At 72.9% G+C, this 9,571-nt stretch carries 9 protein-coding genes; 4 read left to right on the top strand and 5 right to left on the bottom strand.

The window, feature by feature from the left end; genetic code table 11:
- On the top strand, nucleotides 1–1,442 hold a 1,442-nt coding region (locus G5C65_RS23700), incomplete at its 5' end, for an LCP family protein (RefSeq protein WP_478501608.1).
- A 109-nt stretch (nucleotides 1,443–1,551) separates the two neighbouring features.
- Here G5C65_RS23700 and G5C65_RS23695 read toward each other — a convergent pair.
- A complete protein-coding gene (locus G5C65_RS23695) occupies nucleotides 1,552–2,103 on the bottom strand; it encodes an acyl-CoA thioesterase (protein ID WP_165300938.1) in 552 nt (183 codons plus the stop codon).
- Nucleotides 2,104–2,290: 187 nt separating this feature from the next.
- On the opposite strand from G5C65_RS23695, the gene G5C65_RS23690 reads away from it, so the two are divergent.
- On the top strand, nucleotides 2,291–3,631 hold the full coding sequence (locus G5C65_RS23690; RefSeq protein WP_165300937.1) for an LCP family protein: 1,341 nt from the start codon (nucleotides 2,291–2,293) through the stop codon (nucleotides 3,629–3,631).
- Between the two features lie 9 nt (nucleotides 3,632–3,640).
- On the opposite strand, the gene G5C65_RS23685 is transcribed toward G5C65_RS23690, so the two are convergent.
- Entirely contained in the window at nucleotides 3,641–4,030 is a 390-nt protein-coding gene (locus tag G5C65_RS23685) for a VOC family protein (protein ID WP_165300936.1), read from the bottom strand.
- A 101-nt stretch (nucleotides 4,031–4,131) separates the two neighbouring features.
- Here G5C65_RS23685 and G5C65_RS23680 point away from each other — a divergent pair, with 101 nt between their 5' ends.
- Complete coding sequence (locus G5C65_RS23680) at nucleotides 4,132–4,656, top strand: CGNR zinc finger domain-containing protein (protein ID WP_165300935.1); 525 nt, start codon at nucleotides 4,132–4,134, stop codon at nucleotides 4,654–4,656.
- Nucleotides 4,657–4,845: 189 nt separating this feature from the next.
- Here G5C65_RS23680 and G5C65_RS23675 read toward each other — a convergent pair whose 3' ends face one another.
- Nucleotides 4,846–6,189 carry a UDP-glucose dehydrogenase family protein gene (locus G5C65_RS23675; RefSeq protein ID WP_165300934.1) on the bottom strand — a complete coding sequence of 448 codons (1,344 nt, stop codon included), beginning with the start codon at nucleotides 6,187–6,189 and terminating at the stop codon, nucleotides 4,846–4,848.
- A gap of 155 nt (nucleotides 6,190–6,344) precedes the next feature.
- On the opposite strand from G5C65_RS23675, the gene G5C65_RS23670 reads away from it, so the two are divergent.
- The gene (locus G5C65_RS23670) at nucleotides 6,345–7,511 is read left to right on the top strand and encodes an acyl-CoA dehydrogenase family protein (RefSeq protein WP_277608095.1); all 1,167 of its coding nucleotides are present in this window, start codon (nucleotides 6,345–6,347) and stop codon (nucleotides 7,509–7,511) included.
- An 87-nt stretch (nucleotides 7,512–7,598) separates the two neighbouring features.
- Here the strand turns inward: G5C65_RS23670 and G5C65_RS23665 are convergent, their stop codons facing one another.
- On the bottom strand, nucleotides 7,599–8,366 hold the full coding sequence (locus G5C65_RS23665) for a DUF4097 family beta strand repeat-containing protein (RefSeq protein WP_165300933.1): 768 nt from the start codon (nucleotides 8,364–8,366) through the stop codon (nucleotides 7,599–7,601).
- A 10-nt stretch (nucleotides 8,367–8,376) separates the two neighbouring features.
- Entirely contained in the window at nucleotides 8,377–9,402 is a 1,026-nt protein-coding gene (locus G5C65_RS23660) for a GlxA family transcriptional regulator (protein ID WP_165300932.1), read from the bottom strand.
- Nucleotides 9,403–9,571: the final 169 nt, after the last annotated feature.

Genomic DNA, 9,571 nt, shown 5'->3' with positions numbered 1-9,571 from the left:
GGCCCCGGCCCCGCTGGGGGCTGCGGCTGACGATCGGCGCCTCCGCGCTGGTGCTGGCCGCGAGCGGCGCCGGGCACGCCATGGTCACCGACCTGGACGCGGATCTGCGCCGGGTGGACCCGTTCGACGGGCTGACGAGCCGGCCCGCGGGCGGCGGCGGCGTGAACATCCTGGTCGTCGGCACCGACCAGCGCGAGGGGATCTCCGCGGCGCAGCAGGAGAAGCTCCGGCTGGGCGGCTCGGCCTGCGACTGCACGGACACGCTGATGCTGGTCCATCTGTCGGCCGACCGCGAGCGCGCCAGCGTCGTCAGCCTGCCGCGCGACACCTACACCGAACTGCCGGCGCACCGGGACCGTACGACGGGCAAGCGGGTCGCCGCACGCCCCGCCAAGCTCAACTCCGCCTATACGACGGGCGGTCCGAAGCTGACCGTACGGGCCGTCGAACGCCTCACCCGGCTGCGCGTCGACCACTACCTGGAGGTCGACTTCACCAGCTTCATGCGCACCGTCGACGTGCTCGGCGGGGTGCCGGTGTGCACCCGCAAGCCGCTCAAGGACAGCCACTCCGGGCTGGACCTGCCCGCGGGGACGACGAAGCTGGACGGCGGCCAGGCCCTGCAGTACGTCCGTGCCCGGCACCTCGGCGACGGCTCCGACCTGGGGCGGATGAAGCGCCAGCAGCGCTTCCTGGCGTCCGTCGTGGCCCGCGCGACGGACCGCGACGTGCTGATGAACCCGGTCCGCTTCAACAAGGTCGCACGGACCCTGCTGGACTCCGTACGCGCCGACCGCGGGTTCGACAGCGCCAAGATGATGGCCCTCGGCCAGGCGATGCGGGGCTTCTCCCCGGCGTCCTCGGAGTTCGCCTCGGTGCCCGTCGCCGACCCGGGCCACCGGGTGCCCGGACTGGGCTCCACCGTGCGGTGGAACCGGAAGAAGGCCGACCGGCTGTTCGCGGCGCTGCGCGCGGACCGGCCGCTGGCGGACGCCGGGAAGGCGGCCGAGGGGGAGGCGGCGGATCGGGAGGCGGCGGCGAACGGCGGCAAGGCGGGCACACCGGCGAAGCCCGCGCGGGTGGAGGTCGCGCCGGGCGGCATCCGGGTCAAGGTGGAGAACGGCACCGAAGTGACCGGGCTGGGCCGCCGGATCGACCGCGAGCTGCGCGGTACGGGGTTCGCGACGACCCAGGCGCCCGGCAACGCGAGCCGGTCCCGTCCCGGGCGCACGACGATCGCGTACGACCCCGGCTGGGACCGCTCGGCGCGGTCGCTGGCGGCGGCGCTGCCGGGTGCCGAGCTGGTGCGGGTGGCCGGGCAGGGGCCGCTGCTGCGGGTGGTCGTCGGGAACCCGGAGCAGGAGGTGCGGCCGGTTCGGGCCAACCCGCTCGCGGACCACGGCGATGCGCCGGTGCGGGGTGACAAGGTGGGTTGCGACTAGGTGTGGTGTTGGGGGAGCTTGCTGGGTCGGGGCTGCCCCGTGCTGTCGCTTCGCAGTCTGCGGGTGCTCTGTGGCCGGGCGCGCAGTTCCCCGCGCCCCTGCGGGGCGGTTACGCGGCGTCGATGCCCTCGGCTTGGCGGTGCTCGCGGAGTTCCCTGATCGCACGGCGGCGGGCCAGCCGGTGCGTACGCCGGATCTGCGCCTCCTGGTACCGCCGCTCGTCCCGCTCCGTCTCCGGGATCACCGGCGGCACGGTCCGCGGCTTGCCGTCCTCGTCGATCGCCGTGAAGACCAGGTACGCCGAGCCGACCTGGGTCTCGGGGGTCGACTCGTTCCACCGCTCGGCCATGACCCGGACGCCGATCTCCATCGAGGAGCGGCCCGTCCAGTTGCACTGGGCGCGCACGTGCACCAGATCGCCGACCCGGACGGGCTCCAGGAAGACCATCTCGTCCATGGAGGCGGTCACGGCCGGTCCCTCCGAGTGGCGCCCGGCCACCGCGCCCGCGGCGTCGTCGGCCAGTTTCATGATCACGCCGCCGTGCACCGTGCCGAGCAGGTTCGTCTCGCTGGCCGTCATGATGTGGCTCAGGGTGGTCCGGGATGCCGACGTGGGCTTGCCGGCGGGCGTGCCCTCCGCGGTGGTGGCGTGGTCAGTCATACCCCCCAGGTTAAGCGCGCGGAAGCGGTGCGCACCGCGTCACGATCTGCCTGGAATGACTCCTTCCGGCGGTGTGACCGAGATCGCCCGGCTCCGGCGCGCGGAAATGCATCAGCTCTGCTACAGGCGCTCCCCGAAGACGTATCCGCCCTGTGTCGGGCCCGGTCCGGGGAGGCAGACTGCCTCCATGAATCAGTGGCCCGACGGTTGGACCGACGACTCCCGGGGCCGGCGAGGAGGCGGCAGCGGAGCGCCCCATCCGGACCCCACACGTCCCATGCCCCACACCTCCGGCCCCGGTGTCCCACCGCAGTCCCGCGGACCCGTCGGCCAGGGCTACGGGGGCCAGGGCTACGGGGGCCAGCAGGGCGGCGGCTACGGCGGCGGCTACGGCGGCGGGCAGCAGGGCCAGGGCGGCTATGAGGGACATCACGGCGAGCACGGCGGCTACGACTCGGGCTACAACACCGGCCAGGTCTACGGCGGCGGCGGCAGCGGCGGCGGGCCCGGGGACGGCCGCGGCCCCGACGACCGGCCGCGCCCGAACTGGCGCCGCCGGATCAAGTGGGGTGCGATCATCCTGGTCGTCGTGGTGCTGGCCTGGTCCCTCGGCACCTACTTCTGGGCCGACTCCAAGCTGCGCCGCGAGGTCGACCTCAGCATCGTCCAGGACCGGCCCGAGGGCGGCGACGGCACCAACTACCTGATCGTCGGCTCCGACAGCCGCGAGGGCATGTCGAAGGAGGAGCGCAAGGACCTCCACACCGGCGGCCCCACCGACGAGGGCCGCACCGACTCGATCATGATCCTGCACGTGGGCGGCGGCGGGGACGCCCTGATCTCGATCCCCCGCGACTCGGACGCGGTGCTGCCCTCCTTCACCGGCTCCGACTCCGGCAGGAAGTACCCGGCGCGCGGCCAGCACATCAAGATCAATGCCGCCTACGCCAAGGACGGCCCGGAACTGCTGGTCCGCACGGTCGAGGCCAACACCGGACTGCGGATCGACCACTACGCGGAGATCGGCTTCGGCGGCTTCGCGAAGATCGTGGACGCGGTCGGCGGCGTCGAGCTGGACATCCCGCAGGACATCAAGGACGAGAAGTCCGGCGCCGATCTGAAGAAGGGCAAGCAGACCCTCAACGGCAAGGAGTCGCTGGCGTTCGTCCGGACCCGGTACGCGCTCAAGGGCAGCGACCTGGACCGGACGAAGAACCAGCAGAAGTTCCTCTCCGCGCTGGGCAGCAAGGTGGCCTCGCCCTGGACGGTGCTCAACCCGTTCCGGTTCTACCCGACGATGGGCTCGGGCCTGGACTCGGTCCGGGTCGACAAGGACATGAGCCTGTGGAAGCTCGCCCGGATGTTCTGGGCGATGAAGGGCGTCTCGGGCGGCGGCGGCACCTCGATGAACATGCCGATCGCGGGCCCCGCGCCCGGCGGCAACCTGGCCTGGGACAAGGAGCGGGTCAAGAAGCTGGTGGACCAGCTCAACAACGGCGAGAAGGTGACGGTGAGCGGCGGGCGCTGAGCCGCGCCGTCAGGACGCGCACACGCACAGGCAGAACGGATGGCCCGCCGGGTCCAGATAGACGCGGAAGTCGCGCTCACCGCCCCCGTCGCCCTGGACCAGGCGGGCCCCGAGCGCGACGACCTCGCGCTCCGCCTCGTCCAGCCGCTCCCGGGGCACATCGAAGTCGAGATGGAGCTGCTGTGCGCGCTCCAGGCTCGGCCACCGGGGCGGGAGGTAGCCGGGCGACGCCTGGAAGGCCAGGCGGCACCCGGAGCCGGGGTCCGCCACCTCCACCCACTCGTCCGCCCGCTCCTCGTCCGGCACCACCTGCCAGCCGAGCACCCGCGCGTAGAACTCGGCGAGCGCCTTGGGATCCGGACAGTCCAGTACGACGACACCCATCGTGGCGATGGCCATGGGGCTCCCCTTTCCTCGATCACTCCGTTACCGCTAGACGGCATCATGGGGTAACGGCGTCCGTTACCCCATGATGCGGGCCCGCCGGTAACGTGACAAGGGTGACGGACAGAAGCGCACCGGAGTCCCTCCGTCTGGTGCAGGAGCTGGTGAACACCCTGGACGTGGAGACGGGCGAGGACGCCCTCGACACCCGGGAGGGGCTCGCGCGCTTCGGGGTCTCCGCGCGCGAGCGCGGCGAGCTGCGGGAGCTGCGGGAGCTGCTGCGGGCCGCGTGCCTGGCGCACGCGGGCACCCCGATACCGCCCGGCGCCGGGCACGCGCTGGCCCGGCACCTGGGCCGGGCCTGGCTCGCGCTGGACGTCGGACGGGACGGGGACGCCGCGCTGCGGCCCGCTGAGGGCCTCGACGGGGTCGCGGAGCTGACCGCGCGGATCGCGGCGGGGGTGGCGGTGGCGGCGGTGGACGGATCGTGGCGCCGGCTCAAGGCGTGTGCGGCCGGGGACTGCCAGTGGGTGTACTACGACCGGAGCCCGGCGGGGCGCAGCCGGTGGTGCACGATGGCCGTGTGCGGCAGCCGCGCCAAGATGCGCGGCTACCGGGCGAGACGCCGCCCTCGCGGCTAGGGGGTGTTTCGAAAGCCCCGCACGCCACCTGGAACGCCCGGCACGTGCTCTCGCCGCACCGGCCGAAAGCCCGAGTACGCCCAGTACGAGGGCTTTCACCCGGCACGCCGAGAGCACGCACCGGACGCCCCATGCGCCGCACGGGGCTTTCGAAACACCCCCTAGGGCCCTTCTGACGACGGAGGGGTGTCAGGCGGTGGGGCGGCCGAGGGCGCGGAACGTCCAGCCCGCCTTCCGCCACACCTGGGGATCCAGCGCGTTGCGCCCGTCCAGGATGTGCCGCTCGGCGACCGCGTCCCCCAGCGTCGCCGGGTCCAGCTCCTTGAACTCGCGCCACTCGGTGAGGTGGAGCACCGTATCGGCGCCCCGTACGGCCTCCAGCGCCGAGGCCGCGTAGCCCAGCGTGGGGAAGAGGGCGCGGGCGTTCTCCATGCCCTTCGGGTCGTACACGGTCACCTGGGCGCCCTGGAGGTGCAGCTGGCCGGCGACGTTCAGCGCCGGCGAGTCCCGTACGTCGTCCGAGTCGGGCTTGAAGGTGGCGCCCAGCACGGCGATCCGCTTGCCCAGCAGCGCGCCGCCCACCGCCTCGCGGGTCAGCTCGACCATCTGCGCGCGGCGCCGCATATTGATCGAGTCGACCTCGCGGAGGAACGTCAGCGCCTCGGAGGCGCCCAGCTCGCCGGCCCGCGCCATGAAGGCCCGGATGTCCTTGGGCAGACAGCCGCCGCCGAAGCCGATGCCCGCGCGCAGGAACTTCCTCCCGATGCGGTCGTCGTGCCCGATCGCCTCGGCGAGCTTGGCCACGTCGCCGCCCGCCGCCTCGCAGACCTCGGCCATCGCGTTGATGAAGGAGATCTTGGTGGCGAGGAAGGAGTTGGCCGAGGTCTTCACCAGCTCGGCGGTGGGGAAGTCGGTGACGATGAAGGGGGAGCCCTCCGCTATCGGCTGGGCGTAGACCTCGCGCAGCAGGCGCTCGGCGCGCGCGCTGCGCACGCCGGCGACCAGCCGGTCGGGGTGCAGCGTGTCGTGCACGGCGAAGCCCTCGCGCAGGAACTCCGGGTTCCAGGCCAGCTCGGCGTCCTCCCCGGCGGGCGCCAGCTCGGCGAGCCGCGCCGCCAGCCGCTCCGCGCTGCCGACCGGGACCGTGGACTTGCCCACGACCAGCGCGGGCCGCGTCAGCTGCGGGGCCAGCGACTCGACGGCCGCGTCGACGTAGCTCATGTCGCAGGCGTACTCGCCGTGCTTCTGCGGGGTGTTGACGCAGATGAAGTGCACGTCGCCGAAGTCGCCGAGCTCCGCCCAGGAGTCGGTGAAGCGCAGCCGCCCGGTCGAGCCCCCGACCCCGGCCGCATGCGCGCGCAGCAGCTCCTCCAGGCCGGGCTCGAACATCGGGGTGCGGCCCTGCTCCAGCAGCTTGATCTTCTCCGGCACCACGTCCAGGCCCAGCACGTCGAAGCCCAGCTCGGCCATGGCGGCGGCGTGGGTGGCGCCGAGGTAGCCGAGGCCGATCACGGTGATCTTCGTCCGGGCCATGGTCGATTCTCCTTGCTGCAGGCAGACGCTGCCCGCGAGCATAAAACGGGACCGGCCCTGTCACGAACCTCACGTATCCGCGGGCGGCCCCGGCCCACTAAAATTGAGTTACTTAACGGTAGTTAGCATGCACGCTCTCAGAGGAGTGAGACACCTTGGCGTCTGATTTCGACCTCTACCAGCCGTCGGAAGAGCACGGCATGCTGCGCGACTCGGTACGCGCGCTCGCCGAGGCAAAGATCGCTCCGCACGCCGCCGAGGTGGACGAGGAGGCCCGCTTCCCCCAGGAGGCCCTCACCGCGCTGGTCGCCAGCGACCTGCACGCGGTACACGTCCCCGAGGAGTACGGCGGCGCGGGCGCCGACGCGCTCGCCACGGTCGTCGTCATCGAGGAGGTCGCACGGGTGTGCGCCTCGTCCTCGCTGATCCCCGCCGTGAACAAGCTCGGCTCCCTCCCCGTCCTGCTCTCCGGCTCCGAGCAGCTGAAGAAGACCTACCTCTCCCCGCTCGCCAAGGGCGAGGCGATGTTCTCGTACTGCCTGAGCGAGCCGGACGCCGGGTCGGACGCGGGCGGCATGAAGACCAGGGCCGTGCGGGACGGCGACCACTACGTCCTCAACGGCGTCAAGCGCTGGATCACCAACGCGGGCGTCTCGGACTACTACACCGTCATGGCCGTCACCGACCCGGAGCAGCGCACCAAGGGCATCTCCGCTTTCGTCGTGGAGAAGGACGACGCGGGCGTGTCCTTCGGCGCCCCGGAGAAGAAGCTGGGCATCAAGGGCTCCCCCACCCGCGAGGTCTACCTCGACAGCGTCCGCATCCCGGCCGACCGCATGATCGGCGCCGAGGGCACCGGCTTCGCCACCGCGATGAAGACCCTGGACCACACCCGTATCACCATCGCGGCCCAGGCCCTCGGCATCGCCCAGGGCGCCCTCGACTACGCCAAGGGGTATGTGGCCGAGCGCCGGCAGTTCGGCAAGCCGATCGGCGACTTCCAGGGCGTGCAGTTCATGCTCGCCGACATGGCGATGAAGCTGGAGGCCGCCCGCCAGCTCACCTACGCCGCCGCGGCGAAGTCCGAGCGGGTGGCCGCCGGGGGCGGGAAGGAGGATCTGACGTTCTTCGGCGCCGCCGCGAAGTGCTACGCCTCCGACGCCGCCATGGAGATCACCACCGACGCGGTCCAGCTGCTCGGCGGCTACGGCTACACCCGCGACTACCCGGTCGAGCGGATGATGCGGGACGCCAAGATCACGCAGATCTACGAGGGCACCAACCAGGTCCAGCGGATCGTCATGGCCCGCAACCTGCCCTGAGCAGCCGGTCGGTGGCCCCGCCCGCCCCGTCCGCAGGGCGGGGCCACCAGTCCTGGGGTGCGACGGCGCGACGGCGCGGCGGCGCGGTCAGCGGGTCCTGAGCGCGATGCGGCCGTCGCGGGTGGTGGCGTCGATACGGTGCCCCGCCTCCCCGGCGCGCGGCACCGCCACCTTCGCGGACCCGTCGCGGGTCCGGGTGCCGACCTGGTACGCGGTCTTCGGGGCCTTCGGCACGGTCACCGTCGTCCGCCCGTCGCGGTTGGCCGTGCGGACGGAGGACGGGGCCTCGCTGAAGCCGATGAGCTGGTAGCCCTCGGCGGTCGTGGCCCGCACCGAGCGGGAGCGCAGCCGCTCCGCGCGCACATTGCCGTCCCGCGTCTTCAGGGTGAGCGGCGCGGAGAGGCCGCTGACGTTGATGTTGCCCTCCCGGGTGCGCACGGAGAGCGGCGCGCGGAAGCCGCCGCCGACGATGACCCGGCCGTCCTGCGCCCGTACGGTGACCGCCACGTCCCGCGGGACCTTCACCCGGTGCCGCAGGGAGCAGTCCACGACGAAGCCGCTGCACTTGCTGCTGAGGCGGAGCGTGCTGCCGCCCTCCAGCGTCCAGGAGGTCTTCGCCGTCCCGGCGACCTTGGACGCCTTGAACCACCGTGTGACATCCGCGCTGCCGCCACCGCTGCCGCCGGGCACGAGCTCCAGCTTGCTGTCCGTCACGACGGTCAGGCTCCTGCCCTTGAACGCGAAGCTCCGGTGCTCCGCCTTGCCTTCGCTGACCTGGTCCGTGCAGCCGGAGACGGCCAGGACGGCGGTCGCGGCGAGGGCGAGCGTGCTGCGGGCTGCGGTGGTCCTGTTCATGGGCCCAACCCTAGGAACGCCGCCCGGCACCGGATATCCGGCAGCCCGCCGGGTTCGGGGTGGGGGTAGCCCCCGGCGGAGCCCGGAACTTCCGGCGGTACGCGGTGGGGGTCGTCCCGGTGTGCCGCCGGAAGTGCGCGCGCAGCGACACCGCCGAGCCGAAGCCCGCGATGCCGGCGAGCCGTTCGACGGGCAGGTCCGTCGTCTCCAGCAGCTCGCGGGTCCGCTCGATACGGGCCCACAGCAGCCACCGCAGCGGCGTCGTCCCGGTCAGCGCCTGGAACCTGCGGTGCAGATGGCGCACGCTCATCCCCGCCTCGCGGGCGACGTCGGCCAGGGTGAGCGGGCGGTGCAGATTGCGGTAGAGCCAGTCCAGGGTCGCGTGCAGCGGGTCCTGCCCGCCGTCGTCGCCGCCGCGTACCACCGGCGGCCGGACCAGTTGGGCCGTGCTGCCCTCGCGGCGCCGCGGTACGACCAGGGCACGGGCCGCCTTCGCGGCGACCGCCGCGCCGTGGTCCCGGCTGATGAGGTGCAGGCACAGGTCGAGGCCCGCCGCGGCGCCCGCCGAGCTGAGCACCTGCCCGTTGTCCACGAACAGCACCCCCGGGTCGACCCGGACCGCCGGATAGCCGCGCGCGAGCTGCTCGGCGGCCAGCCAGTGCGTCGTCGCCGCCGCGCCGTCCAGCAGCCCCGCCTCGGCCAGCAGAAAGGCGCCCGTGCAGATGGAGGCCACCCGGATGTTCCGGTCGGCGGCCCGCCGCAGGAGGTCCACGACCGCCGGGTCCTGGCCGGCCTGCCCGTCCACCCCCGGCACCACGATCGTGTCCGCGCCCAGGGCCGCCTCCAGCGGGTGCGCGGGCCGCAGTTCGAAGCACGGCACTCCGGCCGCCGTCCCGGTGACCGCCGCGTCCCCGCACACCAGCACCTCGTACGGCGGAGCGCCGTCGGGCAGCCGCGCGAGGGCGAACGCCTGGCAGGCGACGGTCAGATCGAAGCCGACAGCGCCGCGCGGAGCCAGGACTGCCACAGCGTGCATGGCACGAACCTATCGGGACCGGTCACGATGGATGCTGCCGCGTCCGCCGGCCGCTTGCCAGGTTGGGAGCCGTCCGTCCGATCAGGCAGACCGGGAGGTTGGGGATGAGGGACCGCAGAGACGTGCTGCGCCGCGGCACGGCCGTGGGCGCCGGGGCGCTCACCGCGGG

Origin of the sequence: Streptomyces boncukensis (genome assembly GCF_011045075.1) — a bacterium.
Lineage (GTDB): Bacteria > Actinomycetota > Actinomycetes > Streptomycetales > Streptomycetaceae > Streptomyces > Streptomyces boncukensis.
Note: the sequence above shows the minus strand (reverse complement) of the source record. Positions and strands in the feature narration are given on the sequence as shown.